We start from the raw sequence: 25566 nt of genomic DNA on the forward strand, positions 1-25566 counted from the left end.
GCTCAGCGCTGTCTGTTTCATGCCTCTGCCATAGCCGAGCCTCGCCCGCCGCGCAAGAGGGCCGTGCGCCCTTGTGACGAATCGCTATGTTGCGTCGCGAAAAATGCTAGTCTTTGCTTCGATGCGAAGACAGGAATCGGGAGTTCGGAACATGGCCGACGACAAAGCTGCGGCACCTCTCACGATCGATGCAGAGCTGGCCGGCGCCCACGTCGATACGATGGCCGCGATGCTCGGGCTTGAGATCCGGCCGGAATGGCGCGACGCGGTGGTGACGAATTTCGCCACGACGGCGCGTGCGGCGGCCGACATCCTGGCCTTCGATCTCGACGACCATTGCGAGCCGGCGGAGACCTTCAAGCCATGAGTGCTTCCCATATCGATCCTCTTCTCGGCTCCGTCCGCGAAATCGCAAGCGCCGTGCACGAGGGCGAACTGACCGCCCGCGACCTGGCGATCCTGGCGCTCGATGCCGTTGACGCGCTCAACCCGAAGATCAACGCCTTTACCGACGTGCTGGCCGAGCGGGTTCTGGCCGAGGCCGACGCGCTCGACGAACGCTACGACAAGGGCGAGGACCTGCCGCCGCTGTCGGGCGTGCCTTATGGCGCCAAGAACCTGTTCGACATCGCCGGTCTGCCGACGCTGGCCGGCTCCAAGATCAACGCCGACCATCCGCCGGCAGCGCACGATGCGACGCTGATCGCGCGCCTTCAGCAGGCCGGTGGGCTGCTCGTCGGTGCGTTGCACATGGGCGAATACGCCTATGATTTCACCGGCGAAAACGCCCATGACGGCAATTGCCGTAACCCGCACAACACCGCCCACATGACCGGCGGTTCGTCGTCCGGGTCGGGAGCCGCGGTTGCAGCCGCCATGCTGCCCTTTGCGCTTGGCACCGACACTAACGGCTCGATCCGCGTTCCGTCGTCGTTCTGCGGCCTGTTCGGGTTGAAGCCGACCTTTGGGCGGCTGTCGCGTGCCGGCACGTTCCCCCTCGCGCCAAGCCTCGACCATGTCGGCCCGCTCGCCCGCTCGGTCGGCGATCTTGCCTATGTCTACGATGCCTGCCGTGGATACGATCCGCGCGATCCCGCCAATATCGAAATGCCGAGTCCCGCGCTGACGCCGGAGATCGAAAAGGGCATCGACGGGCTGCGCGTCGCGGTCGCCGGCGGCTGGTTCCGCAAGAACGGCTTCCCGGAGGCCTATGCGGCCACCGATCTGGTCGCCAAGGCGCTTGGCGCCGACCAGGAAGTCGAGATCCCGGAAGCCGGTCGGGCCCGCGCCGCGGCTTATGTGATCACCGCCGCCGAGGCCGGCAGTTTCCATCTCGACCGCCTGCGCACGCGCGCCGAGGATTTCGATCCCGACACCCGCGACCGGCTGCTGTCCGGCGCCATGCTGCCGGCGGCCTGGCTCGATCAGGCGCAACGTTTCCGCAGCTGGTATCGCGAAAAGGTCGCGCGACTGTTCGAGGCCGTCGACCTGATCATCGCGCCGGCAACGCCGTGCCACGCGCCGAAGATCGGCCAGAAGACCTTCGTGCTCGATGGCGTGAAGCTGCCGACGCGGCCGAATATCGGCATCTATACCCAGCCGATATCGTTCATCGGTCTTCCGGTCGTCGCCGTGCCGCTGTGGCTGCAGGGCGCGCGCCTGCCGATCGGCGTGCAGATCATCGCCGCCCCCTGGCGCGAGGATCTGGCGCTGAGAGCCGCCCGCGTGCTCGAGGCGAACGGGGTCGCGAAGGCGCCGACGGCACTGATCGCCGGCTGAATTTTCGCCCGCCCGGAATAAAACGCCCGTTGCTGCGTATATGCTGCGGTAACGGGCGTGTGTCGGCATGCGCCCTGAGCATGTGAGAGGGCGATGTCGCGCAAACAATCCCTGCTGATCGCGGAAATTCCGCACCTGCGCCGTTATGCGCGGGCGTTGACGCGCGACGTGGATGCCGCCGACGATCTGGTGCAGGCGTGCCTGGAGCGGGCGCTGTCGCGCTGGCATTTGTGGCAGTCGCATCGCAAGCTCAGAAGCTGGCTGTTCGCCATCCTGCATAATCTGCATATCGACACGGTGCGCCACCGCTCGGCCCGCGCGACGCATCTGGTGCTCGCCGACGAGATCGATCTGCCGTCGAGCGATCCGGGGCCGGACAGCGGGCTTGCCGTCGCCGGCCTGATGGCCGCGATCGAGCGGCTCCCCGCCGATCAGCGCGATGCCGTGCTGATGGTCGGGGTCAACGAGCTTAGCTACGCCGAGGCCGCAGAGGCGCTCGGTATTCCCCTTGGAACTTTGATGTCGCGGCTGCACCGGGGGCGGGGGCGGCTGCGCGAACTTCTCAACATGACCGGTGAAAAGCCGGCGATCCGGCGGGTGAAATGACAATGAACGACAAACCCGAAACCGTTTTGTCCGAGGACGACCTGCACGCCTATGTCGACGGCCAGCTGGACGAAGAACGCCGCGCCGAGGTCGAGGCCTATCTTGCCGCCAATCCGCAGGCCGCCGCCGAAGTCGCCGACTACCGCCGCATCAATGCGGCGCTCGGTGAGGCCTTCGATGGCGTGATGGACGAGCCGATCCCAGCCTCCCATGTCGCCGCCGTCAAGGCGCGCGGCTGGCGTCCGGCGCTGCCGATGGCCGCCGCGCTCGTTGGTCTGCTGATGGGCGGTGGCATCGGCTGGGGCGCGCATGGTTTTGCCGAACGCGATCCGACCAATCTGATTGCCGCCTCGAGCGCTGCCTATGACGTCTTTTCGGTCGAGAAACGCCACCCGGTCGAGGTCGCGGCGACGGAATCGGATCACCTGCAGAAGTGGCTGTCGAACCGCATGGGCATGCCGTTGAGCATTCCGCGTCTGAACGATCTCGGCTTCAGCCTCGTCGGCGGGCGATTGCTGGTCGGCGAGAACGCACCGGCGGCGCTGCTGATGTACGAGAACGGCGAGGGCCGGCGCATGGTGCTCTATGTGCGCAACGATCTGCCGCCCGCGCGGGCCAATGATTTCGCCTATGCACGCTCGAATGAGACCGGCGTCGTCGCCTGGTCGCACGGCAATGTCGGCTTCGGTGTGGCCGGCGGATTCTCCGAAAAGGAACTCGTTCCCGCCGCCCATCTCGTGCGTGCGCAGCTTTCTTTGTAAACACGTTTTTGTGAGGGAATACAGAGAGTTAGAAAACGTAATTCCGGTGTAGTCAAACTTCAACGGAGTTACGGAAATGAACAACTCGCTTCGCATAGCCGCCCTTGCCGCCGTGATGCTTGGAACCACCTCGCAGGCCTTCGCCGGTGTTGGCAGCGACATGGCGCAGGCCCATTTCGAAGCCATCGGCGCCGGTGACGTCGCCGCGATTTCTTCCGCCTACACCGACGCGTCGGTGTTCCAGTGGGTCGGCGGCCCGCTCGACGGCGAGTATCGCGGCAAGGACGCGATCGCCGGTGTCTGGCAGAAATTCACCAAGGCGCAGGGGCCGATCGAAGTGACGGTCGGCGAGGTCGTGGAAAACGCCAATCCGAAGGGCGTCACGGTGACTGCGGACGTGACCTTCAAGGGCAAGGCGACTGTGCCGGTTCGCTACGTGCTGACCTATCGCGGCGATGCTCTGGTCAGCGAAATCTGGCAGATCGACCCGAACCTCGGCAAATACTGAACCGAGAGAAGTTCCTGAAGCAGCAAGCGCGGTCATCCGGGACCTTGGCGGACAATCCGGACGCGAGTGCCCGCGCTGCTTCGGTTCCACCTCTGACCCAGGTGGCAAAACGCCCGCGCTTTGCGGCGCGGGCGTTTTCGTCTTGGATCGGGAAAGCCGTCGCTTAGTCGTGGTGCGCGATTGGCTTGTCGGTGAACACGTAGTCGCGCAGTTCCTTGTCGAAGGTCGGATCCTTGCGGCGGATCCATTCGAGAACCATCGCGGCGTGCTCTTTTTCCTCGTCACGATTGTGCGCGAGAATGGCCTTGAGTTCGTCGTCCTTGCAGGCGTCGACACGCTGGTTGTACCAGTCGACGGCCTCAAGCTCCTCCATCAGGGAAACGATGGCGCGGTGCATGTCGCGCGTCTCGTCGGAAAGCTCCGAAATCGGTTCGTGATAGCCTTCACTCGCCATGGGAAACTCCTTTCGCTGAAAGCGTCTCGGGAAGATGTCCCTCTGTGTCTACCACCCGGGATGGCGGCGGAAAAGGGACGTAGATGGGCGGAACGTCGCGGCCCCGCAGGCGCGACGAAGTTCATAAGGGAAAGCTAGTTCGCGGGGGCGTTTCGGCAATCTCTTGGCTCTAATTGACAATGCAAATCATTCGCAATAAGACTCCAGCGTGACACGGACAGCAGGGGGAAGGCTCATGTGCGAATGTGAGGCGAAGACGGTACCGGGCAGCGCCGATGCTGCTGGCGGCCGGCTCAAACTGTGGGAATTCACCGATCGCGCGCACTGTTCGGTGATCGGAACCTGTCTCTCCGCAGTAGACCTGAGAAAGCTGGCCGCGAAGCTCCGCCTGACCTTTGACGACGATGCCAACGACTATGACGTGCACGCCTATTTCGTGAAGGCCGCAGCCGACGACAGTCAGGAAGCCCGCGCGATCCACAAGCTGCTGGACACCCGTTTTGCCGGCATCCTGCGCATCGTCGCCCGCCTGCGCGGGGATCGGGCGTTGGCGGAGCGTTGGGAAGAGATGAAAGCGAAGGGGCAGATCGCCGGCGCCTTTTGGGCGCTGATGACCCATCGCCACGTTTCAACGGAGATCCGCGCACGCATTTTCGGCGACGTCCACATGCTCTCCCACGAAGTGGGCGCGGCACATGGCCGCCAGGGACGGGAACTTGCCGGCCTGAAGTCGCAGCTCGAAGATCTGGAAAAACGCCGGGCGCGCGTCGAAGCCGGTCTGCGCGCCAGCATCGCCGAGCGCGATGACCGCATCACTGGTCTGGAATCGGCGCTGACTGAAGCCCGCGCCAAAGGTGACAGCGGCAGCGGACCCACGACTGAGCACACCTCACGTCGGCGCCGCCACGACGAGAGCAAGATCCAGCGGGCACTTGAAAGCGCGCGCTACCGGGCACGTGTCGCCGAGGCCGAGATCCGTCTGTTGCGCGATATGCTTGCCCGCGCGCAAGAGGGCGGTCGCACCGCGCCGCGCACCGTTACCGTCGAGAACTCTGCGTCCGGCCGCGATGTCATGGCCGATGCCCGCCGCCTCGACGGCCACAGCTATCTCTATATCGGTGGCCGCGACAACCAGTTCGCCTATCTGCGCGATGTCGCCGGGCTTTTCGGCGTCGAGCTGATCCACCACGATGGCGGGCTGACCGATGCGATCACCCGCATCGACGATGTGCTGCCCTCGGTTGAATGCGTGTTGTGCCCGATCAATTGCGTCAGCCACGATGCCTGCCAGCGCGCAAAGAGCGGCTGCAAGAAGCACGGCAAGACTTTCATGCCGCTGCGTAGTGCGAGCAAGACCTCGCTGCGCGACGCGCTGATTTCGTTGATGGTTGGCCCCGGCGGGCCTGGCGCGGCCGAATAGACCCGGATCGAAACGAGCCTGCGGAACGAGATGTAACCGTCAGCCGAGCGGCCCGGCCTTGTCGGTGCGCTCGAACCCGCGCATGGGGACGCGGCTCAGCCGGTTCGCCGCTTCCGTAGCCTTCTTGAGAAGTCCGATGAAGATCTCCCGTTCCTCCGCCTCAAGGCCGTTGAGCAACAGCTCCTGAGCGTGTTGAAGCACCGGGCCGATGAGTTCGAGCGCCTTTTCTCCATCCGGCGTCAGGAACAGCTCCCGCGCCCGGCGGTCGGTGACGCTGACGCGGCGCGAAAGCAGGTCTTTCTGAACCAGCCGGTTGACCACTCCCCCGACAGTGACGCGATCATACGCGATGGCGCCCGCAAGTCGTGCCTGATCGATGCCGGGGTGGTTCTTGACCGCAACGAGCGCGGCGAACTGAACCGGGGTCAGGTCGTAACCGATCTTGCTGACTTCTTCGAGAAACAGGGACACGGATATCTGATGCATGCGACGGATCAGATGTCCGGGCATCTCTAGGAATTCCAGCATTGTATAGTTCTCTTTTAGGAGTGTTGCCGCATTCTATGCTGGTACGAGGTGAGCAATATCAACCATTCGCGACCAGCCAATTCCAGTGTAGTGCCTTCAAAGAGAGACTTGATAGGATGTTTTTCATACTAAAATAGTTGTGGGTGCAACCTGTCAATAGGTACTACCCGCAGATGAGGCTGGTGTGTAAAGAAGACGCAGGCGTGTATCGTGCGGCAAGACTGTCATCATCTGGTCGTCAAGTGCGTTGGGGGAACTGTCGCGCGGTTCTCGCGACGTGATTTCCAAGGAATGCGTGTGAAAATTCCCCCGGCTGCATCGCAAAGATATTTCAAAAGCGCCGCGTTTTTTCTCTCCGCCATCCAAATATCCGGCAATTAAGGAACGTCTTTTCCGAGCGGCTGGTGCTACCGTAACCTCGTTTGAGACCGCGCCGTTGTCGATTGGAACCCCGGGGCAGAACCGGGGCGTTGCGACGCCGGTAAAGAGGAAACGGGAGGGGCACCATGGACGCCGCGAACATGGAGCTGCTGCGAGCCATCGAGAAGCAGATTCTCTGGCTCTCATGCTGGACGATTCACAACGCCAACCACCTGCGCGAGAAGGGCGAGGTCAAGGTCGGCGGTCATCAGGCGTCGTCGGCCTCGATGGTGTCGATCATGACGGCACTCTATTTCCATGCGCTGCGGCCGCAGGACCGCGTTGCCGTCAAGCCGCACGCCTCGCCGGCGTTCCACGCCATCCAGTACCTGATGGGTAACCAGACGCGCGAGAAGCTGGAGAACTTCCGCAGCTATGGCGGCGCGCAGTCCTATCCGAGCCGCACCAAGGATATTGACGACGTCGACTTCTCGACCGGCTCGGTCGGCCTTGGCGTCGCGGTCACGGCCTTTGCCTCGCTGATGCAGGACTACCTCGCCGCCAAGCCGTGGACGGCTGAGCGTCGGGAAGGGCGGATGGTGGCGCTCGTCGGCGACGCCGAGCTCGACGAAGGCAACATCTACGAATGCCTGCAGGAAGGCTGGAAGCACGATCTACGCAACACCTGGTGGGTGATCGACTACAATCGCCAGAGCCTCGACGGCGTCATCCGCGAGAGCCTGTGGAAGCGCATCGAAGGCACGTTCCGCGCGTTTGGCTGGGATGTGGTGATCCTGAAATACGGCGCGCTGCAAAAGGCCGCCTTTGCCGAACCGGGCGGCGACCGGTTGAAGGAGTGGATCGATACCTGCCCGAACCAGCTCTATTCCGCGCTCGCCTATCAGGGGGCGGCGGCCTGGCGCAAACGCCTCGAGGACGAGATGGGCGATCAGGGGCCGGTCAGCGCGCTGATCGCCAGGCGCTCGGATGAGGAACTGGCCGCGCTGATGAACAATCTCGGCGGCCATTGCGTGGAAACGCTGGTCGAGGCCTTCGACGCCATCGACCACGACCGCCCGACCGTGTTCCTGGCCTATACGATCAAGGGCGCGGGAACGCCGCTCGCCGGCCACAAGGACAATCACGCCGGCCTCATGACCCCGGCGCAAATGGCGTCCTTCCAGACAGCGATGGGCGTTGCCGCCGGAACGGAATGGGAGCCGTTCTCGACGATTGCTGACGCCGAGCCGGTCAAGAAGTTCCTCGGACGTGTGCCGTTCTTCAGCGAAGGCACGCGCCACTTCAAGGCGGACAAGGTGGCGACGCCCGGTCCGGTGTTCCTCGACGACCGCGAACTCTCGACCCAGGCCGGCTTTGGCAAGATCCTCGACGCGCTGGCCAAGGCAAAGGGGCCGATTGCCGACCGCATCCTGACGTCCGCGCCGGATGTGACGGTGTCGACCAATCTCGGACCCTGGGTCAATCGCCGGGGCCTGTTCGCGCGCAATCCGCTCGCCGACACCTTCCGCGACGAGCGGGTGCCGTCGGCGCAGAAATGGCAGTTTTCCCCCGAGGGTCAGCACATCGAGCTCGGCATCGCCGAGATGAACCTGTTCCTGCTGCTCGGCGCGGCGGGGTTGTCGCATTCGCTGTTCGGCGAGCGCATCCTGCCGGTCGGCACGGTCTATGACCCGTTCATTTCCCGCGGTCTCGATGCGCTCAACTACGCCTGCTACCAGGACGCCCGCTTCATGATCGTCGGCACCCCGTCCGGCGTGACGCTGGCGCCGGAGGGTGGTGCGCATCAGTCGGTCGGTGCGCCACTGATCGGCATGAGCCAGGACGGGCTGGCGAGCTTCGAGCCGGCCTTCCTCGATGAACTGTCTATCATCATGGACTGGGCCTTCGACTACATGCAGCGCGATGGCGACGGCGATCCTGACGAGCGCACCTGGTTGCGCGACGAGACCGGCGGCTCGGTCTATCTGCGCCTCACCACCCGTCCGCTGGAGCAGCCGATGCGGCGCGAGAGCGACGCTTTCCGGCAGGGTGTGATCGACGGCGCCTACTGGCTGCGCGAGCCGGGCGCCAATGCCGACGTCGTGCTCGTCTATCAGGGCTGCGTCGCACCGGAAATCATCGCCGCCGCTGGCCGCATCGCCGACAGCCGTCGCGATATCGGTGTGCTCGCCGTCACCTCCGCGGATCGCTTGAACGCCGGCTGGACAGCGGCTCAGCGCGCCCGCAAGCGTGGCAACTCCGGGGCCAAGGCACATATCGAGACGCTGCTCGAGAATTTGCCGCGTCATTGCCAGCTCATCACCGCAATCGATGGTCATCCCGCCACGCTCGCCTGGCTCGGCGGCGTCGCCGGCCACAAGACGATCCCGCTCGGTGTCGAACATTTCGGCCAGACGGGCACGATTGCCGACCTCTACAAGCACTATGGCTTTGACACGAAAAGCATCGTGCGCATGGTCTCGGAACTGACGCCGGGCCGCAGCACCAACGAGTTGCGCCTGCCGGCCTGACCGCTTGGCCCGTTGAACTCCATGGCGGCTATCACCTCAGTGCATAGCCGCCATCGACGGGCGTGCGGCTTTGTGCATTTCATCGCCCTGTCACTTGCTCTAAGAGGGGAAAACACCTCGCAAACAGTTACCGGCCAGGCACCAGCACCAGCCCGGCTGAAAGGCATGCGACATGGCGGATGTGATCGTACTCGGCGCTGGCATGGTCGGCGTTGCGACGGCTCTTCAATTGCAGAAGCGCGGCCTGTCGGTCGCGCTCGTCGACCGAACGGCGCCGGGTCGCGAAACCAGCTACGGCAATGCCGGCATCATCCAGAGCGAGGCGGTCGAGCCCTACGCGCTGCCGCGCAATCTGGCGACCCTGCTGGCGATCGCGCTCGGCCGCTCCAACGACGTCAATTACCATTGGTCGGCGCTGCCGTCCTTTGCCGGGCCGCTGCTGCGCTACTGGTGGCATTCCGCGCCGGCCCGCCATGCCCGCGTCTCGAAAACCTATGCCGAACTGATCGCCATCGCGATTGCCGAGCACGCCCCCTTCATCGATGAGGCTGGCGCGGGCGATCTGATCGCGAAGAAAGGCTTCCGCCAGCTCTACCGGAGCCAGCAGGCGTTCGATGAAGACGTTGCCGACGCCCGCCGTATCCATGAACGCCACGGCGTACCGCTGGCGATCCTCGACCCGGATGAGATGCGCGCGGCCGAGCCCGCCCTAAAGACCGGCGGAGTAGGGGCAATCCACTGGACCGGTACGTGGACGGCCAGCGACCCCGGTGGTCTCGTCGAGGCCTATGCCGACTTGTTCGCGCGTTCGGGCGGAACATTGGCGACTGGCGACGCGACGACGCTCGCCGAACGTTCCGGCGGTGGCTGGCGGGTCGCGACGGATGACGGACCGCTTGAAGCCGAACGCGTCGTTGTCGCGCTCGGGCCGTGGTCGCCGCAACTTCTCGAACGTTTCGGTTACAACATCCCGATGGTGAGGAAGCGCGGCTACCACCGCCACTACCGCCAGCTCGCACCGGTCGATGCCCCGTTCATCGACATGGAATGGGGCTACGTCGTTGCGCCGATGCGGGCCGGCCTGCGCATTACCACCGGTGCCGAGATCGCCGCTCAGGACGCGCCGCAAACCCCCGTCCAACTGGCGCGCTGCGAAAAGGCGCTGGGTGAACTCATCGACCTTGGCGCGCCGGTCGAAAACCGGCCCTGGATGGGTGCGCGGCCCTGCATGCCCGACATGCTGCCCGTCGTCGGTGAGGCGCCGCGCCACAAGGGTCTGTGGATGCATTTCGGCCATGGCCATCAGGGCTTCACGCTCGGCCCGGCGACCGGCCGCATGCTCGCCGAACTGATGACAGGCGAGACGCCGTTTGAGGATGCCACGCTGCTCAGTGCCGCACGCTTCGGCTGACAGCGGCGCACACGTGTCCTTGCGCCTCGACGCGCCGCTCCTCTGCCGATAGGCTGACGGGAAAGGCCGCATGCTGATCGTATGGCCTCGATCAATGCGGGGCCGGTGAAGATCGCGTAGGATGAGAAACACTACTGATGCACGAAATGGCGATCTGCGAGAGTATTCTCGACATTCTCAAGGAGCAGGCCGTCGCGCAGAAGTTCTCGCGTGTCACCCGCGTTTGTCTGGAGATCGGCCCGTTTTCGGGCGTCGAGATCGAGGCGCTGAAATTCGGGTTCGATGTCGTCATCAACGGCTCGCTCGCCGAAGGGGCGGCCCTTGAGATCATCGAGACGCCGGCCACGGCCTGGTGCATGGCCTGCGCCCGTTCGGTGAGCGTGAAGGAACGTTTCGATCCGTGCCCGCATTGCGGCGAGCATCAATTGCAGCTTACCGGCGGCGAGGAACTTCGGATCAAGGAACTGGAGGTCGACTGATGTGCAAGGTTTGCGGATGCGGTGAGGGGGAAGTCCGCATCGAGGGTGCGGCCGTGGACCATGATCATGGTCATCACCATGACCAAGGACACGAGCACCATCACCACCATGAACACGAGCATGGGCATCATCACCATCACGAACATGGCCATGATCATCATCATGGAGACCATGATCACGGCCACGGGCACCAACATCACGAGGATGGACTGCACGATTACGGGCAAGGACCGGCTGGCGGCGTGGTGCCGGGCATGAGCCAGGGCCGGATGATCCAGATCGAGCAGGACATCCTGTCGAAGAACAACGCCTATGCGGCGGCCAATCGCGGCTTCTTCGCCGATCATGGCGTGCTGGCGCTGAACCTCGTCTCGAGCCCTGGATCCGGCAAGACCTCACTGCTGGTCAAGACCATCGAGATGCTGGCCGAGCGCCGCAAATGCTACGTCATCGAGGGCGATCAACAGACCTCGAACGACGCCGACCGCATCCGCGCCACCGGCGCCCCGGCGATCCAGGTTAACACCGGCAAGGGCTGCCACCTCGACGGCCACATGGTCGGCCACGCCATCGACCATCTGACGCCGCAGGACGGCGGCATCGTCTTCATCGAGAATGTCGGCAATCTCGTCTGTCCGGCCGGCTTCGACCTTGGCGAGGCGCACAAGGTGGCGATCCTCTCGGTCACCGAGGGCGATGACAAGCCGCTGAAATATCCCGACATCTTCGCCGCGTCCGGGCTCGTTCTGCTGAACAAGATCGATCTTCTGCCCTATGTCGATTTCGATGTCGACGCGGCCATCGCCAATGCCCGCAAGGTCAATCCGGCGATCAAGGTGCTGAAAGTGTCGGCGCGCAGCGGCGAGGGCATGGAAAACTGGATCGCCTGGATCGAGGCGGCCCGCGCGATGGAGCTTGCCGGCCACGCGCTCGGCAACGCGGCGGAATAGGGAGCGGCCCATGTGCCTTGCCATTCCGGCCCGCGTGGTCGCGCTCGAAGCTGACGATATGGCCGTTGTCGCGCTCGACGGCGTGCGCAAGCGCATCTCGGTCGCGCTGCTAGACGAGGTGTCGGAAGGCGACTATGTGCTCATCCATGTCGGCTATGCGCTGCACACGCTGAGCCCGGAAGAGGCGCAGCGCACGCTTGAGCTGATGGCCGAAGCCGGCCTCCTGAAAGAGAGCCTCGACGAGTTCGCAGGAGGCGCGGCATGAAATATGTCGACGAGTTCCGCGACCGGGCGCTCGCCGAAACGCTTGCCGCCGCAATCGCCAGGGAAGCCGACACCGGCCGCGACTATCATCTGATGGAGTTCTGCGGCGGCCACACCCATGCGATCTTTCGCTATGGCGTGCAGGATCTGATGCCGGAAAATGTCGACTTCGTGCATGGCCCCGGCTGCCCGGTCTGCGTGTTGCCGGTGCGCCGGCTTGATGATGCGGTCGAGCTCGCCGAACGCCACGGCGTCATCCTGTGCTCCTATGGCGACATGATGCGCGTGCCGGGCACCAAGCAGCGCAGCCTCATCAAGGCGAAGGCCGACGGCGCCGACGTCCGCATGATCTATTCGACCCTCGATGCGCTGAAGATTGCCCGTGAGAACCCCGACCGGCAGGTCGTGTTCTTCGCTATCGGCTTCGAGACGACAACCCCGCCGAGCGCGGTCGCGATCCGTCAGGCCGAGGCCGAGGGGCTGACGAATTTCTCCGTCTTCAGCAACCACGTGCTCACCCCGGCGGCGATCCGCCATATCCTCGATTCACCCGAGGTGAAGGACTACGGCACGGTGCAGATCGACGGCTTCTTCGGTCCGTCCCACGTCAGTTCGGTGATCGGCTCGAAGCCCTACGAGCCCTTTGCCGAAGCCTTCGAAAAGCCCGTCGTTATCGCCGGGTTCGAACCGCTCGACGTGATGCAGTCGGCGCTGATGTTGATCCGCCAGATCAACGACGGACGCCACGAGGTCGAGAACCAGTACACCCGCGTGGTCACCCGCGAGGGCAACCGGAAGGCGCAGGCACTAGTTGACGAGGTGTTCGCGACCCGTGAGACCTTCGAATGGCGCGGCCTCGGTTTCGTGCCGAACAGCGCGCTGCGCATTCGCGACCGCTACGCCGCCTTCGACGCCGAAAAGCGCTTCGAAATCTCGGAAAAGGCCTCGCGCGAGGTGAAGTCCTGCGAGTGCCCGGCGATCCTGCGCGGGGTGAAGAAGCCGACCGACTGCAAACTGTTCGGCACCGTGTGCACGCCGGACAACCCGATGGGCTCGTGCATGGTGTCGTCGGAAGGGGCCTGCGCCGCCTACTGGACCTATGGCCGCTTCCGCGACGGCGCCAACCGCAGCGCGGAGGTGCCGGCGGCATGACCGCTCACGACAAGGCTTTGACCAAACGCTCAGGCGCCGTCGACATGACACATGGCGGCGGTGGCCGCGCCATGGCCGACCTCATCCGCGATCTGTTCCAGCGCCATCTTGGCAACCCGATCCTCGATCAGGGCAACGACGCCGCGCTCGTCGAGGTGCCGCCCGGACGGCTGGTGATGTCGACGGACGGACACGTCATCGCGCCGCTGTTCTTTCCCGGCGGCGATATCGGCTCGCTCTCGGTGCACGGCACGCTGAACGATGTCGCGATGGCCGGCGCCCGCCCGCTCTATCTCACCGTCGGTTTCATCCTTGAGGAGGGCTATCCGCTCGCCGATCTCGAACGCATCGTGATGTCGATGGCCGAGGCCGCGACCAGGGCCGGCGTGCCGATTGTCACCGGTGACACCAAGGTGGTCGAAAAGGGCAAGGGCGACGGCGTATTCATCACCACGACGGGCCTTGGCGTGGTGCCAGATGGCGTGCGCGTGTCCGCCGACCGTGCCGTGCCGGGTCAGGCGATCCTCCTGTCCGGCTCGATCGGCGACCATGGCGTCGCCATCCTGTCGAAGCGCGAGAACCTCGAATTCGAGACCGAAATTTGTTCCGACAGCGCCGCACTCCACACCCTCGTCGCCGACATGATCGCCGCCGTGCCTGACATCGCGGTTCTGCGCGATCCGACCCGCGGCGGGCTTGCCGCGACGCTGAACGAGATCGCCCGCACCGCCCGCGTCGGCATGATGCTCGACGAGACGGCCATCCCCGTGAAACCCGACGTCTCGGCGGCCTGCGAATTGCTCGGCCTCGATCCGCTCTATGTCGCCAATGAAGGCAAGCTCGTCTGCCTGTGTGCAGCCGACGATGCCGACAGGCTCGTCGACATCATGCACGCCCATCCGCTCGGCCGCGACGCTGCCGTGATCGGTTCGGTGATCGAGGATCCGCACGGCCTCGTGCAGATGCGCACGTCGTTCGGTGGCGCCCGCGTCGTCGACTGGCTGTCCGGCGAGCAGCTTCCGCGGATCTGCTGAAAGCGATGGCAGGCGGATTGGATCCCACAGTCGGCCGCCGTATCCGCGTGCGCGGCCTCGTGCAGGGCGTCGGCTTTCGCCCGCACGTCTGGCGGCTCGCTCATTATGAAAACCTCTGCGGCCATGTGCTGAACGATGGTGCCGGCGTCGAGATCGTCGCCTGGGGTAAAGAGCCCGCGCTCGAACGTTTCCTCGACCGGCTGAAGATCGAAGCGCCGCCGCTGGCGCGCGTCGACGGCATCGACTGGACGCGGCTCGCCGAGGACCCGCAGCGGGACGATTTCATCATCGCCGAAAGCGGGGAGGGGGCCGTCTCGACAGGCGTTGTGCCCGACGCCGCGACGTGCCCCGCGTGCCTTGCCGACACACTCGATCCGGCCAACCGCCGCTATCGCTATCCTTTCACCAATTGCACCCATTGTGGCCCGCGGCTCTCCATCGTGCAGGCGATCCCTTATGACCGTGCGTCGACCTCGATGAGCGTCTTTGCAATGTGCGAGGACTGCGCGCGGGAATATGGCGACCCCGCCGACCGCCGCTTCCACGCCCAGCCGAATGCCTGCCCGGTCTGCGGCCCGCAGATCTGGCTTGAAGACGGCGAGGGCAACCGCGTCGAGGGTGACACCATCGACGTCACCGCGCGGCTGATCGAAGAAGGCCGCATCGTCGCGATCAAGGGTATCGGCGGCTTTCATCTCGCCTGCGACGCGACCAGCGGCGAAGCCGTCGCCGAGCTGCGCCGCCGCAAGCGCCGCGACGCCAAACCGCTCGCCGTGATGGTGCGCGATGTCGAACAGGCGCGGCGCTACTGCCATGTCGTACCGGAGGAAACCGAGCTGTTCGCCGGCAAGGCCGCGCCCATCGTGCTGCTCTTCGCCGAAGGGGGAGCGCTGGCCGACGGCATCGCGCCGCGTCAGGACCAGATCGGCGTCATGCTGCCTTACACACCGCTGCACCATCTGCTGATGCGCGCGCTCGACCGGCCCATCGTGCTGACCTCCGGCAATCTTTCCGAGGAACCGCAGGTTATCGACAACGACGCGGCACGCGAACGCCTTGCCGGCATTGCCGATTCCTGGCTGATGCATGACCGCGATATCGTCAACCGGCTGGATGACTCGGTGGTGCGGCTCGATTCCGGAGGGCCAACGGTGCTGCGCCGGGCGCGCGGCATGGCGCCGGAGCCGTTGCGCCTTGCCGAAGGTTTTGCCGACGACGCCCCCGTACTCGCCATGGGTGGCGAGCTGAAGTCGACCTTCTGCCTGATGAAGGACGGACAGGCGATCCTGTCGCAGCATATCGGCGATCTGGAAGAGGCCGGCACCCACGCCGACTACCGCAAGATGCTGGCGCTCTATCGCGATATCTTCCGCTTCGAGCCGGAGGTGATCGCGGTCGATGCTCACCCGGATTATCTCTCGACCCAATGGGGCGAGGCGCTGGCGGCGGAGACCGGCGCGCGCCTCGCGCGGGTCCAGCATCACCACGCCCATCTCGCCTCCGTTCTCGCCGAGCATGGCATCGAGCCCGGCGACGACCGAACGCTCGGCATCGTGCTCGACGGTCTCGGCCTTGGTGACGACGGCACGCTGTGGGGCGGTGAACTGCTGGTCGGCGCCTATTGCAGCAGTGAGCGGGTCGGTCATTTCGCGCCCGTGCAGTTGCCGGGCGGCGCGCAGGCAATGCGCGAGCCCTGGCGCAACACTGTCGCCCACCTCCATGCGCTCCACGGCGAGGCGTTCCCGGCTGTTCTCGACGGCACGGCGCTTGGCGCGCGCCTTGCCGGAAAGCCGCTCGGCGTCATTGCTCGGATGATCGCCCAGGGGATCAACGCGCCGCTGTCGTCGTCGGCCGGACGGCTGTTCGATGCGGTGGCTGCTGCGCTTGGCATCTGCTTCGACCGGCAGAGCTATGAGGGGCAGGCGGCGATGGAGATGGAAGCGCTGGCGCGGCCGCATCTGGCGCATGCCGGTGCCTATCCGCTCGACCTCGGCGAAGGGAGCCCGCTGGTGATTTCGTGGGCGCCGCTCTGGGACGCGCTGATCGGCGACCTGAAGGCAGGGGTCGAGCCCGGCATCATCGCCGCCCGGTTTCATGCAGGTCTCGCCGACGGGCTTGCCACGGCAGCGGGCCGGATCGCCGGCGAAAAGGGGCTTCGCCGCGCGGCCCTGTCAGGCGGCGTGATGCAGAACCGCATTCTGCTCGCGATGCTGAGCGACAAGCTCGCGCGCGCCGGGCTAGAGGTGCTTGTGCACAATCAGGTGCCGGCCAATGACGGCGGCCTCGCGCTCGGCCAGGCCGTCGCGGCCCTCAGTCACGGCTGACGGAGTAATCTACCCCATTCGCTCGGATGCGTACGCCCCCGGTCCGGCCGGGAATACCACCGTCTTGTTGCCATTGAGGAAAACGCGGTGGTGGATATGCGCGTGGATGGCGCGGGCGAGCACCTGGCTTTCCACATCGCGCCCGAGCGAGACATAGTCGTCCGGGTTCTGCGCATGGCTGACCCGAACGATGTCCTGCTCGATGATCGGCCCTTCGTCGAGATCGGCAGTCACATAGTGCGACGTCGCCCCGATCAGCTTCACGCCGCGCTCATAGGCCTGCTTGTAGGGGTTGGCGCCCTTGAAGCTCGGCAGGAACGAGTGGTGGATGTTGATGATGCGCCCGGACATCTTCTGGCACATCGCATCCGACAGCACCTGCATGTAACGCGCAAGCACGACCAGCTCGGCGCCGGTCTCTTCGATGATCGCCATCTGCTGCGCTTCGGCCTGCGGTTTCGTGTCCTTGGTCACTTTGATGTAGTGGAACGGGATGTCGTGATTGACGACAACCTTCTGATAATCGAGGTGATTGGAGATCACGCCGACGATGTCGATCGGCAGCGCACCGATCCGCCAGCGATAGAGCAGATCGTTCAGGCAGTGGCCGAAGCGCGAGACCATCAGCAGCACTTTTATCCGCTGCGAGGCGTCATGGAAGGTGAAGTCCATATCGAACTTTTTCGCAGTTTCGGCGAAGCCCTCGGTCAGCGTTTCCGCAGTCGCGCCGGTTTCGCTCTTGAAGCCGACCCGCATGAAGAAATTGCCGGTGCGAAGGTCGTCGAACTGCGCACTGTCGATGATGTTGCAGCCATTGTCGGCAAGATAGGCCGAGATTGCTGCAACGATGCCGCGCGTCGTCGGGCAGGTGACCGTAAGGGTGTAGGACGTCATGGGAGGCTCGCGTCTTCGTCTGGGAGGCAGGAAAGTGCAGCGCACGGAGCGAGCCGTCAAGCCTGCGATGGGACTTCGCGGTGACGTGCATTTATCTGCTTGCGCGGACACATTTTGCGCTAGATTGCCGGTAAGAAGAAACACGCTGCAACAAAAGAGCCGCACTGCGAGTACAGCCATGGTCGCTTCCGCCGCCCCGAAACCTTTCAATCAGCGCAAGCGCCTGATCGTCGTCCAGACCCTGAGCGTGCTGATCGTCATCGCGCTGTTGTTCGCCCAGCCGGGATGGGACGAGAATTCGACCATCCATGAGTTCATCGAGATGGCCGGCCTTGCGCTGATCCTCGCCTGCGTTTTTGGCCGGCTGTGGAGCATCCTTTTCGTCGGCAGCCGCAAGAACAAGGAACTGGTGACCGACGGGCCGTATTCGATCACCCGCAACCCGCTCTATCTGTTCTCGACCATCGGTGCGGTCGGCATCGGCCTGACATTCGGGTCGCTCATCGTTGCGGCGCTTCTCGGAACGCTGATCTACGCCGTTTTCCACATGACCGCGCGCAAGGAGGAAGCCTTCCTGCGTGGCCAGTTCGGCGCCGAATACGACGCCTATGCGGCCCGCACGCCGTTGTTCTGGCCCAACTTCCGTGCCTATCGCGATGCCGGCGAAACCACCTTCTCGCCGAAGGCGGTCGTCAAGACCTTCTTCGATGCACTCTATTTTCTCGCCGCGTTCCCGGCGATCGAGCTGGTCGAATATCTCCACGAAACCGGCGTGCTGCCGACGCTCTTCCACGTATTCTGATCGCCCCTGTGGTCGTGACTGTCGATCGGCGTAGGCGCCGGCTTGGCGCGGCGGTGGGCCACCTTCCGGGGCAGGTTTCCGCACGCTGCCAAAGACGCCGTCGCGGCCTGTTCCGAGCAAAGCCGCCCGGTTTTCAGCTTCGCTGACGAGCGTGCGACGCGGCGTGGATTCCCGGAAGTTTGCAATATCTTACAACGGCTTGAACGGACCGGGTCCGACGCCGCGCGACGTCAGTAGCCCGGTTTTCCGCTTCCAAAATAGTAATAAAAAATAATTATTATTGACTATTATTAATGAAGTGCACAATATTGCCGAAACAGCGGAGACCGGGGCAGATGCGCATCGCGAAGACGAGGACGGACGAAAGCAAGGGTACGCCGGAGGAAGGCGTTCTCCGTGAGTTCGTTGGCTACAACGTCAAGCGGGCCTACATGGCGCTGCAGCCGGCCGCCCAGGCGGGCATGGCCGAATACGACCTGCGCGTCCCGTCCTTCAGCTGTCTGTCGGTTATCGTCGCCAATCCGGGCATCGCGCCGTCCGAACTCGCGGAATGCCTGAAGATGGAGCGATCCAACATCGTCGTCGTCATCGACGAGCTCGAGTCGCGCGAACTCGTCAACCGGACCAAGTCCACGAAAGACCGGCGCCGGTATGCGCTGAGCGCGACAATGCGGGGCAGGCGGCTGCACGAAAAGGCGGTTGCCGCAATCCACCGCAGAGAAAACCACCTGCTTCGCAGCCTGAGCGCCGAGGAGCAGGCAACGCTGGTCGAACTGCTGAACAAGGTTGAGGCGGGATCGACCAAATAAGAGTGCGTCGCGGTCAGAGCAAACAAGGACCGGGCGACAAGGGAGGGGAATAATGACTGTACGCTTTGCTACGCTGGCGCTGGCCGGCGCGATCGCGGTCGCCGGTTCTGCGGCAAATGCCGACACCATCCGTGCGACCAGTGGCTTCGGTGCCGCCCATGTACTGGCCACCGACGTCTATCCCGAATTCAACGTTCGGCTGAAGGAATTCACCGACGGGCGCTGGGACCTCCAGGACACCCCGTCGGGCCTCGTCGCGCCGAACGAAATGAGCGCGGCGCTGCGCGATGGCGTGTCTGAAATGGGCACGCTGCTGATGCCGTATTTCCCGGCCGAGTTCCCGGAAGCGGCGCTGCCGTCCGAACTGTCGATCATCGGCTCGAGCAACCTTGCGATTTCCTCGGCCGTGACCGAGTACATCGCGACCTGCGCCGAATGCCAGGCGGAGTTCCAGCGCAACGGTCAGGTCTATCTCGGCACCGACGCGACGCCGACCTACAACATCCTGTCGTCGAAGCCGGTTCGCAGCATCGAGGACATGAAGGGCCTGCGCATCCGCACCGGCGCGCCGCTCTACGCTGCCTTCGTCGAGATGCTGGGCGGAACGGCCACCCAGATCCCGTCGTCGGAACTCTTTGAGTCGCTCAGCCAGGGCATCATCGACGGCACCATGAGCGCCAATCACGAGATCATCGCTAACCGCCTCGGCGACGTCGTCAAGTATGTCACCGAAGTCAATGAGGGCGTGTTCAACGGCGCCGCCGACGCCACCGTCAGCAAGCTGCTGTGGGACCGTATGTCGGTCGAGGATCGCGCCGCGCTCGCCCGTGCGTCTCAGTACGGCACCGTGAAGGGCCTCTACGCCTTCATGCGCGACGCCAAGGCCGCCCGTGAGGTCGAGGGCATCGAGTTCATCCAGATGGACGAGGGCCTTGCCGCGGCCAAGAAGAAGTTCAACGACGCGCAGATCGCCAAGGCCGCCGACATCCTCACCAAGCGCGGCGTGACCGACGCCCAGGCCAAGGTCGACCGCTACATCGCACTGGTCGAGAAGTGGGAAGGCCTAGTCAACGACGGCATGCCGTACGAGGAACTCGCCGAGCTTCGCTACAAGGAGATCTTCTCCAAGGTCGACATGGGCAGCTACGGCCAATGACCAACCCGGGTGCCGTGCGCCTGAGCGCGCACGGCACACCGTCGCCTGAGCTCCGGGGGTCCCATGAAGACGTTCGAAACCATCGTCAGTCGGGTCAGTCTGCTGTTCGCGGCATTCGTGCTGCTCGCCATGATGCTGCAGGTCGTCGCCGACGTTTTCTTGCGCAGCTTCATCGGAGACGGCGTTCCGGCGACCGCTGAAATCGTCGCGCGCTACTACATGGTGTCGATCAGCTTCCTGCCGCTCGCCATGACCGAGATCGGCCGCCGGCATATCGAGGCAACCATCTTCACCGACGGCCTGAACGGGCCGATGCGCAAGGTGGTGGCGCTCGGCGGCTTTCTGATCGGTCTCGCCGTGTTCGGTGTTCTCGCCTGGGGCTCCGCACAGGAGGCGCTGCGCCAGACAGCACGCAGTTCCTATGTCGAGGTCGGCACGATGTATTTCTCGACCTGGCCGAGCTTCTGGATCCCGCCGGTCTCGTTCGCGCTGATGGAAGTCATCCTGCTGGTCCGCCTCATCGAGGTGTTGACCGGACGTTTTGAACTCCACGCCCATGACCCGCTGGAAGAGATCGACTCCCATGCCGGGGAGGCCTCGTGATGGATCCGATCACCATTGGCATCCTGGCCCTGGTCGGCCTGCTCGTTCTGATCGCCTTGCGCGTGCCGATCGGCGTCAGCCTGATCTTCGTCTCCTTCGCTGGCATCTGGGCCATCGCCGGGATGCGGCCCGCCATGAGCATGCTCTCGACGATCCCCTATTCGTCGTCGGCAAACTGGACGCTCTCCTCGATCCCGATGTTCCTGCTGATGGGTTATCTCGCCTATCACTCCGGCCTGACGCGCGGCCTGTTCGAGGCGGCGCGGATCTGGTGGGGCTGGCTGCCGGGCGGGCTTGCCATCGCCTCGCTCGCCGGCGCCGGGGGCTTTGCCGCGGTGTCCGGGTCCTCTGTCGCCTGTTCGGCGGCAATTGGCCGGATCGCCATCCCCGAGATGAACCGGCAGGGCTACGATCTGCGCATCGCGACCGGTTCGGTTGCCGCCGGCGGCACCATCGGCGCGCTGATCCCGCCGTCCATCATCCTGATCCTGTTCGGCATTCAGTCGAACAGCTCGATCAACGCGCTGTTCATCGGCGGGTTGATCGTCGGCGTCATCTCGCTGCTGTTCTACGTCGCCGCCGTTCTTATCGTGTCACGCCTGTCGCCCGGTCGCCTGCCGCGCAGCGAGCCCTACACGATGAGCGACCGCTGGGCGAAGACGCTCGAGATCTGGCCCGTGCTGCTGCTGATCCTGTCGGTTCTCGGCGGCCTGTTCGGCGGCTTCTTCACCGCGAGCGAAGCCGGCGCGTTCGGCGCCTTCATGGCGCTCGTTATCGGCCTTTCCCGCCGCTCGCTGAGCTGGAGCGGCTTCCGCGAAAGCCTCGTCGATACGCTGCTTGCCTCCGGCGCGCTGTTCATCATCGCCATCGGCGCCAATCTCTTTACCCGCCTTGTCGCCATGTCCGGCCTGTCGGTCGAGATCAGCGGCCTCGTGGAGAGCATGGGCCTCGGCACCACCGGCCTGCTGATCGCCATCACGCTGATCTATCTCGCGCTCGGCATGTTCCTTGAGCCGATCGGCGCGTTGCTGCTGACACTGCCGCTGTTCCTGCCGCTCATCGGCATTCATGGCATCGACAAGATCTGGTTCGGCGTCCTCGTCGCCAAACTGCTCGAGATCGGCATGATCACGCCGCCCGTCGGACTGAACGTGTTCGTCATTCATTCCGTGGCACGAGATTTCGTCCGGCTCGAACAGGTGTTCGCTGGAATCGTGCCGTTCCTCCTCGCCGACCTCGTGCTGATCGCGATCATGCTCGCGACACACGGCTTGTTCTAGGGAGGGGACCATGCAGGTTTCCGGACAGATCGCACTGGTAACGGGCGGCGGCAGCGGCCTCGGCGAAGCAACCGCCCGACGGCTCGCCGGCCAGGGCGCCCGTGTCGCCGTGCTCGATATGAGCGAAACAGCCGCCGAGCGTGTTGCCTCGGAGATTGGCGGATTGGCCGTCGCGGCCGACGTCACCGATGCCGCGGCGGTCGAGGGGGCCTTCGACAAAGTCGCAGCCGAATTCGGCAGCGCACCGCGCATCGTCGCCAGTTGTGCCGGCATCGGCACGGCGGCCCGCATCCTGCCGCGCGATGGATCGCTGACCCTCGACGTCTTTCGCCGCACCATCGAGGTCAACCTGATCGGCACCTACACCGTGCTAAGCGTTGCCGCCCGTGCGATGTCCGCGCTCGACCCCGTCGATGCCGACGGCGCGCGCGGGGTGATCGTCAACACCGCCTCGGTCGCCTATCAGGACGGCCAGATCGGCCAGGCGGCCTACGCCTGCTCGAAGGGCGGCGTTGCCTCGCTGACGCTGCCGGCCGCGCGCGAACTGGCGCGCGTCGGCGTCCGGGTGATGACCATTGCGCCCGGCATTTTCGAAACCCCCATGGCCGGCGGGCTGACGCCTGAAGTGCGCGCCTCGCTTGAGGCGGGGATCCCGTTCCCGTCGCGCATGGGCACGCCCGACGAGTTCGCCATGCTTGTCCAGCAGATCGTTGAAAACCCCATTCTGAACGGCGAGGTGATCCGCCTCGACAGCGCCGTTCGACTGGCCCCGAAGTGAGGACTACGCGTTGACCGGCACCTACACCGAAGCCAAGTACGACGGCATGATCGCCGAGCTCGTCATGACCCGTGAGGACAAGCGCAATGCCATGTCCGACGGCCTCCTGTCCGAGATCGAGAACTTCTATCAGACCCTGCCGAAAGAGGTCCGCGTGGTGATCCTGCACGGGCGCGGCGGTCATTTCTGCTCTGGCCTCGACCTTGCCGAGCACGTTTCCCGTAGCGCCGAAGAGGGTGTCCACCACTCCCGCCACTGGCATCAGGTCATGGATATGATCCAGTTCGGCGGCCCGGTGACGATCAGCGCCATGACCGGCGCGGTGATCGGCGGCGGCCTTGAAATGGCGACCGCGACCCATGTGCGCATCGCCGAGCCCTCGGTGATGTTCCAGCTGCCGGAAGGACGCCGCGGCATCTTCGTCGGCGGCGGCGCGACGGTGCGGGTCGGCCGCATCCTCGGTCCCGACCGTATGGTGGAGATGATGCTGACGGGACGGATCTACGACGCGGAAGAGGGGCTGCGCCTTGGGCTGACGCATTATTCCGTCGGCGAGGGCGAAGCACTTCCGATGGCGCGCAAGCTCGCGGCCAAGATCGCCAAGAACGCGCCGATGTCGAACTACTTCATGGTGAATGCGCTGGCGCGGATCGGCGATATGTCGCGCGCCGACGGGCTGTTCACCGAGAGCCTGGCTGCCGCGCTCGTTCAGACCACGCCCGATGCCGAGGAAGGCCTCAAGGCATTCCTCGAAAAACGCGCGCCGGTGTTCCGTTAAACACGGAACGGGGGAGGGAACAATGACCACAACGATAATCGAAGAAGCACCGACCGACCTTGCCGAACGCGCCGAGTGGGCGCGGCGGCACACGCTGACCCACTATCTGCCGCACAAGGTGGTTCGTGAGGACCGGGCCGATGGCACGATTCTCCTGCGTTCGGGATACGAGCTTCCCGAACCGGCCCGCAACACCGGCCAGTGGCTGCACGATTGGGCGCAAAAGGCGCCGTATCGCATCGCCGTTTCCGAACGCCCGCAGGAGGGCAACGGCTGGCGCAACGACACCTACGCCGAACTGCTGCAGCAGGTGCGCGCGGTCGGCGCCGCGCTGGTTGCGCGCGGGCTCGGCGAAGAGGACACGATCGTCATCATGTCGGGCAACGGCCTCGATCACCTGGTGATGTCGCTTGCCGCGCAATATGTCGGCGTGCCGGTGGTGCCGCTTGCCGAGCAATACTCGCTCATCGTCGAGGCGCATGGCCGGCTGGTCTACGTGCTCGACAAGGTGAAGCCGAAAATGGCCTTCGTCGACGACGCGACCCGCTACGCGTCGGCGCTGGCGTTGCCGGAACTCGAAGGTGTCGAGATCGTCGCCTGCCGTGGCGAGTGCTCGCGGCCTGTTACGCCGATGGCGAAGCTGCTTGAGGGCGACGACAGCGTCGACGTCGATGCCGCGCACGCCAGGGTCGGCCCGGATGCTCTGGCCAAGATTCTGTTCACGTCCGGCTCCAGCTCCGATCCCAAGGGCGTGCTGACCACCCATCGCATGATGTGCGTGAACCAGGCGCAGATCGGCGCCGTGCTGCCGTTCCTGCATGAAACCCCGCAGCGCATCACCGACTGGCTTCCCTGGAACCACGTCTTCGGCGGCAGCCACAACGTCAACATGATGCTCGCCCACGGCGGCACGCTGACCATCGATAGCGGCAAGCCGACGGGACCCGCCTTTGCCACCACGTTGAAGAACCGCACCGACCGTCCCGGCACCATGGCGTTCAACGTGCCGGTCGGCTGGGTGATGATGGCCGAGGCGCTGAAGGACAAGCCGGACCTGCGCCGTCACATCATCAAGGAGCAGCAGCTGCTGTTCTACGCCGGCGCGTCGCTGCCGCAGAATGTGTGGACCGCGCTCGAACGCTACTGCTTTGAAGCACTCGGCGGCCTGCCGCTGATGACCTCGAGCTGGGGCCTGACCGAAACCGCGCCTGCCTGCCTGTTCGTGCACGAACCGATCGGCCGCTCCGGCGTGATCGGGGTTCCGCTGCCGGGCGTGACGATCAAGCTCATTCCCGATGACGATCGTCGTTGCGAGGTCCGCGTCAAGGGCCCGAACGTCATGGAGGGCTACTATCAGGACCCGGAAAAGACGGCGGCCGCCTTCGACGAGGAGGGCTTCTTCATCACCGGCGACGCGGTTCGCTTCGTCGACGAGGCGGATGCCGCGCGCGGCCTGATCTTCGACGGACGGGTGTCGGAGGACTTCAAGCTCGAGACCGGCACCTGGGTGCAGGCCGGCACGCTGCGCATGAAGGTGCTCGCCGAACTCTCCGGTCTGGCGCGCGACATCGTCGTGTGCGGCCACGACCGCGGCGAAGTCGGCCTGTTCGTCTTCCCGGCCGACGGCGCGGCGGAGGCCGGCGAGGTCACCCATGGCGCCATCACCGACGAGCACCTGATGGCCCGCATCGAAGAGCGGCTGCGCGACATGAATCACCACGTCACGGGTTCGGCCAAGCGCATCACCCGCGCCATCATCGTCGCCGAGCCGCCGTCGTTGCAGCACAACGAGATCACCGACAAGGGATCGTTGAACATCAACAACATCCTCAAGCGCCGCGCCGACCTGCTGGAGCGGCTGTACGACAACGAAGACCCGGCGCTGATCCGCGTGTAACGCGCCCA

At 64.7% G+C, this 25566-nt stretch carries 25 protein-coding genes; 22 read left to right on the forward strand and 3 right to left on the reverse strand.

Translation table 11 applies throughout. The annotated features are described in order from the left end of the window. Window positions 1-103: 103 nt before the first annotated feature. The 5 genes from C0606_00770 (at window position 104) to C0606_00790 (ending at window position 3654) form a co-directional block, all read left to right on the forward strand. On the forward strand, window positions 104-367 hold the full coding sequence (locus C0606_00770; GenBank protein PLX39110.1) for a DUF4089 domain-containing protein: 264 nt from the start codon (window positions 104-106) through the stop codon (window positions 365-367). Beyond that, entirely contained in the window at window positions 364-1779 is a 1416-nt protein-coding gene (locus C0606_00775) for an Asp-tRNA(Asn)/Glu-tRNA(Gln) amidotransferase GatCAB subunit A (GenBank protein ID PLX39111.1), read from the forward strand. Before C0606_00770 ends, C0606_00775 begins: the two co-directional genes overlap by 4 nt. A gap of 93 nt (window positions 1780-1872) precedes the next feature. After that, entirely contained in the window at window positions 1873-2385 is a 513-nt protein-coding gene (locus C0606_00780; GenBank protein PLX39112.1) for an RNA polymerase subunit sigma-24, read from the forward strand. A 2-nt stretch (window positions 2386-2387) separates the two neighbouring features. Next, window positions 2388-3146, forward strand: coding sequence for a hypothetical protein (locus C0606_00785; protein ID PLX39113.1), 759 nt, complete (start codon window positions 2388-2390; stop codon window positions 3144-3146). 76 nt (window positions 3147-3222) lie between these two features. Continuing rightward, window positions 3223-3654 carry a hypothetical protein gene (locus C0606_00790; protein PLX39114.1) on the forward strand — a complete coding sequence of 144 codons (432 nt, stop codon included), beginning with the start codon at window positions 3223-3225 and terminating at the stop codon, window positions 3652-3654. A gap of 163 nt (window positions 3655-3817) precedes the next feature. Here the strand turns inward: C0606_00790 and C0606_00795 are convergent, their stop codons facing one another. After that, the gene (locus C0606_00795) at window positions 3818-4108 is read right to left on the reverse strand and encodes a ferritin (protein ID PLX39115.1); all 291 of its coding nucleotides are present in this window, start codon (window positions 4106-4108) and stop codon (window positions 3818-3820) included. A gap of 235 nt (window positions 4109-4343) precedes the next feature. Here C0606_00795 and C0606_00800 point away from each other — a divergent pair, with 235 nt between their 5' ends. Beyond that, a complete protein-coding gene (locus C0606_00800) occupies window positions 4344-5528 on the forward strand; it encodes a hypothetical protein (protein ID PLX39116.1) in 1185 nt (394 codons plus the stop codon). Window positions 5529-5567: 39 nt separating this feature from the next. Here the strand turns inward: C0606_00800 and C0606_00805 are convergent, their stop codons facing one another. Next, window positions 5568-6056 carry a transcriptional regulator gene (locus C0606_00805; protein ID PLX39117.1) on the reverse strand — a complete coding sequence of 163 codons (489 nt, stop codon included), beginning with the start codon at window positions 6054-6056 and terminating at the stop codon, window positions 5568-5570. 506 nt (window positions 6057-6562) lie between these two features. Here C0606_00805 and C0606_00810 point away from each other — a divergent pair. The 8 genes from C0606_00810 to hypF all read left to right on the forward strand — a co-directional run bounded on the left by C0606_00810 (window position 6563) and on the right by hypF (window position 16561). Further along, window positions 6563-8947, forward strand: coding sequence for a transketolase (locus C0606_00810; protein PLX39118.1), 2385 nt, complete (start codon window positions 6563-6565; stop codon window positions 8945-8947). A 172-nt stretch (window positions 8948-9119) separates the two neighbouring features. Further along, window positions 9120-10358, forward strand: a complete 1239-nt coding sequence (locus tag C0606_00815) for an amino acid dehydrogenase (protein PLX39119.1) — start codon at window positions 9120-9122, stop codon at window positions 10356-10358. A 137-nt stretch (window positions 10359-10495) separates the two neighbouring features. Continuing rightward, window positions 10496-10837 carry a hydrogenase maturation nickel metallochaperone HypA gene (hypA, locus tag C0606_00820; protein PLX39120.1) on the forward strand — a complete coding sequence of 114 codons (342 nt, stop codon included), beginning with the start codon at window positions 10496-10498 and terminating at the stop codon, window positions 10835-10837. Then, entirely contained in the window at window positions 10837-11787 is a 951-nt protein-coding gene (hypB, locus tag C0606_00825; GenBank protein ID PLX39121.1) for a hydrogenase accessory protein HypB, read from the forward strand. The genes hypA and hypB overlap by 1 nt, the downstream gene beginning before the upstream one ends. A gap of 10 nt (window positions 11788-11797) precedes the next feature. Further along, a complete protein-coding gene (gene hypC, locus C0606_00830) occupies window positions 11798-12052 on the forward strand; it encodes a HypC/HybG/HupF family hydrogenase formation chaperone (GenBank protein PLX39122.1) in 255 nt (84 codons plus the stop codon). Continuing rightward, window positions 12049-13203 (forward strand): hydrogenase formation protein HypD, encoded by a 1155-nt coding sequence (locus C0606_00835; protein PLX39123.1) that lies wholly within the window; start codon window positions 12049-12051, stop codon window positions 13201-13203. Before hypC ends, C0606_00835 begins: the two co-directional genes overlap by 4 nt. Then, complete coding sequence (gene hypE, locus C0606_00840; GenBank protein ID PLX39124.1) at window positions 13200-14237, forward strand: hydrogenase expression/formation protein HypE; 1038 nt, start codon at window positions 13200-13202, stop codon at window positions 14235-14237. The genes C0606_00835 and hypE overlap by 4 nt, the downstream gene beginning before the upstream one ends. A 5-nt stretch (window positions 14238-14242) precedes the next feature. Next, window positions 14243-16561, forward strand: a complete 2319-nt coding sequence (gene hypF, locus C0606_00845) for a carbamoyltransferase HypF (GenBank protein PLX39125.1) — start codon at window positions 14243-14245, stop codon at window positions 16559-16561. A 9-nt stretch (window positions 16562-16570) separates the two neighbouring features. On the opposite strand, the gene purU is transcribed toward hypF, so the two are convergent. Further along, window positions 16571-17455, reverse strand: coding sequence for a formyltetrahydrofolate deformylase (gene purU / locus C0606_00850; protein PLX39126.1), 885 nt, complete (start codon window positions 17453-17455; stop codon window positions 16571-16573). Between the two features lie 178 nt (window positions 17456-17633). Here purU and C0606_00855 point away from each other — a divergent pair, with 178 nt between their 5' ends. From C0606_00855 to C0606_00890, 8 genes are all read left to right on the forward strand, one after another. Continuing rightward, the gene (locus C0606_00855; GenBank protein PLX39127.1) at window positions 17634-18257 is read left to right on the forward strand and encodes an isoprenylcysteine carboxylmethyltransferase family protein; all 624 of its coding nucleotides are present in this window, start codon (window positions 17634-17636) and stop codon (window positions 18255-18257) included. A gap of 335 nt (window positions 18258-18592) precedes the next feature. Next, window positions 18593-19066 (forward strand): transcriptional regulator, encoded by a 474-nt coding sequence (locus C0606_00860; GenBank protein PLX39128.1) that lies wholly within the window; start codon window positions 18593-18595, stop codon window positions 19064-19066. A 52-nt stretch (window positions 19067-19118) separates the two neighbouring features. Then, window positions 19119-20222 carry a C4-dicarboxylate ABC transporter substrate-binding protein gene (locus tag C0606_00865; GenBank protein ID PLX39129.1) on the forward strand — a complete coding sequence of 368 codons (1104 nt, stop codon included), beginning with the start codon at window positions 19119-19121 and terminating at the stop codon, window positions 20220-20222. 63 nt (window positions 20223-20285) lie between these two features. Beyond that, window positions 20286-20825, forward strand: a complete 540-nt coding sequence (locus tag C0606_00870; GenBank protein ID PLX39130.1) for a TRAP transporter small permease — start codon at window positions 20286-20288, stop codon at window positions 20823-20825. After that, entirely contained in the window at window positions 20825-22105 is a 1281-nt protein-coding gene (locus C0606_00875) for a C4-dicarboxylate ABC transporter permease (protein PLX39131.1), read from the forward strand. The genes C0606_00870 and C0606_00875 overlap by 1 nt, the downstream gene beginning before the upstream one ends. 10 nt (window positions 22106-22115) lie before the next feature. Further along, window positions 22116-22883 carry a 3-hydroxyacyl-CoA dehydrogenase gene (locus C0606_00880; protein ID PLX39132.1) on the forward strand — a complete coding sequence of 256 codons (768 nt, stop codon included), beginning with the start codon at window positions 22116-22118 and terminating at the stop codon, window positions 22881-22883. Between the two features lie 10 nt (window positions 22884-22893). Continuing rightward, window positions 22894-23661 carry an enoyl-CoA hydratase gene (locus C0606_00885; protein ID PLX39133.1) on the forward strand — a complete coding sequence of 256 codons (768 nt, stop codon included), beginning with the start codon at window positions 22894-22896 and terminating at the stop codon, window positions 23659-23661. 22 nt (window positions 23662-23683) lie between these two features. Then, on the forward strand, window positions 23684-25558 hold the full coding sequence (locus tag C0606_00890; GenBank protein PLX39134.1) for a feruloyl-CoA synthetase: 1875 nt from the start codon (window positions 23684-23686) through the stop codon (window positions 25556-25558). Window positions 25559-25566 lie beyond the last annotated feature (8 nt).

This window comes from Hyphomicrobiales bacterium (assembly GCA_002869065.1).
In the GTDB taxonomy this organism is placed as follows: Bacteria; Pseudomonadota; Alphaproteobacteria; order Rhizobiales; family Rhodobiaceae; genus Rhodobium.

What these genes read in the sequence shown, in the direction of transcription:
- C0606_00800 (PLX39116.1), top strand. Translation starts at nt 4,344, where the DNA reads ATGTGCGAATGTGAGGCGAAGACGGTACCGGGCAGCGCCGATGCTGCT.
- C0606_00775 (PLX39111.1), top strand. Translation starts at nt 364, where the DNA reads ATGAGTGCTTCCCATATCGATCCTCTTCTCGGCTCCGTCCGCGAAATC.
- C0606_00870 (PLX39130.1), top strand. Translation starts at nt 20,286, where the DNA reads ATGAAGACGTTCGAAACCATCGTCAGTCGGGTCAGTCTGCTGTTCGCG.
- hypE (PLX39124.1), top strand. Translation starts at nt 13,200, where the DNA reads ATGACCGCTCACGACAAGGCTTTGACCAAACGCTCAGGCGCCGTCGAC.
- C0606_00880 (PLX39132.1), top strand. Translation starts at nt 22,116, where the DNA reads ATGCAGGTTTCCGGACAGATCGCACTGGTAACGGGCGGCGGCAGCGGC.
- purU (PLX39126.1), bottom strand. Translation starts at nt 17,455, where the DNA reads ATGACGTCCTACACCCTTACGGTCACCTGCCCGACGACGCGCGGCATC.
- C0606_00785 (PLX39113.1), top strand. Translation starts at nt 2,388, where the DNA reads ATGAACGACAAACCCGAAACCGTTTTGTCCGAGGACGACCTGCACGCC.
- C0606_00855 (PLX39127.1), top strand. Translation starts at nt 17,634, where the DNA reads ATGGTCGCTTCCGCCGCCCCGAAACCTTTCAATCAGCGCAAGCGCCTG.
- hypB (PLX39121.1), top strand. Translation starts at nt 10,837, where the DNA reads ATGTGCAAGGTTTGCGGATGCGGTGAGGGGGAAGTCCGCATCGAGGGT.
- C0606_00780 (PLX39112.1), top strand. Translation starts at nt 1,873, where the DNA reads ATGTCGCGCAAACAATCCCTGCTGATCGCGGAAATTCCGCACCTGCGC.
- C0606_00770 (PLX39110.1), top strand. Translation starts at nt 104, where the DNA reads ATGCTAGTCTTTGCTTCGATGCGAAGACAGGAATCGGGAGTTCGGAAC.
- C0606_00835 (PLX39123.1), top strand. Translation starts at nt 12,049, where the DNA reads ATGAAATATGTCGACGAGTTCCGCGACCGGGCGCTCGCCGAAACGCTT.
- C0606_00875 (PLX39131.1), top strand. Translation starts at nt 20,825, where the DNA reads ATGGATCCGATCACCATTGGCATCCTGGCCCTGGTCGGCCTGCTCGTT.
- C0606_00860 (PLX39128.1), top strand. Translation starts at nt 18,593, where the DNA reads ATGCGCATCGCGAAGACGAGGACGGACGAAAGCAAGGGTACGCCGGAG.
- hypA (PLX39120.1), top strand. Translation starts at nt 10,496, where the DNA reads ATGCACGAAATGGCGATCTGCGAGAGTATTCTCGACATTCTCAAGGAG.
- C0606_00865 (PLX39129.1), top strand. Translation starts at nt 19,119, where the DNA reads ATGACTGTACGCTTTGCTACGCTGGCGCTGGCCGGCGCGATCGCGGTC.
- C0606_00815 (PLX39119.1), top strand. Translation starts at nt 9,120, where the DNA reads ATGGCGGATGTGATCGTACTCGGCGCTGGCATGGTCGGCGTTGCGACG.
- C0606_00790 (PLX39114.1), top strand. Translation starts at nt 3,223, where the DNA reads ATGAACAACTCGCTTCGCATAGCCGCCCTTGCCGCCGTGATGCTTGGA.
- C0606_00810 (PLX39118.1), top strand. Translation starts at nt 6,563, where the DNA reads ATGGACGCCGCGAACATGGAGCTGCTGCGAGCCATCGAGAAGCAGATT.
- C0606_00805 (PLX39117.1), bottom strand. Translation starts at nt 6,056, where the DNA reads ATGCTGGAATTCCTAGAGATGCCCGGACATCTGATCCGTCGCATGCAT.
- hypC (PLX39122.1), top strand. Translation starts at nt 11,798, where the DNA reads ATGTGCCTTGCCATTCCGGCCCGCGTGGTCGCGCTCGAAGCTGACGAT.
- C0606_00795 (PLX39115.1), bottom strand. Translation starts at nt 4,108, where the DNA reads ATGGCGAGTGAAGGCTATCACGAACCGATTTCGGAGCTTTCCGACGAG.
- hypF (PLX39125.1), top strand. Translation starts at nt 14,243, where the DNA reads ATGGCAGGCGGATTGGATCCCACAGTCGGCCGCCGTATCCGCGTGCGC.
- C0606_00890 (PLX39134.1), top strand. Translation starts at nt 23,684, where the DNA reads ATGACCACAACGATAATCGAAGAAGCACCGACCGACCTTGCCGAACGC.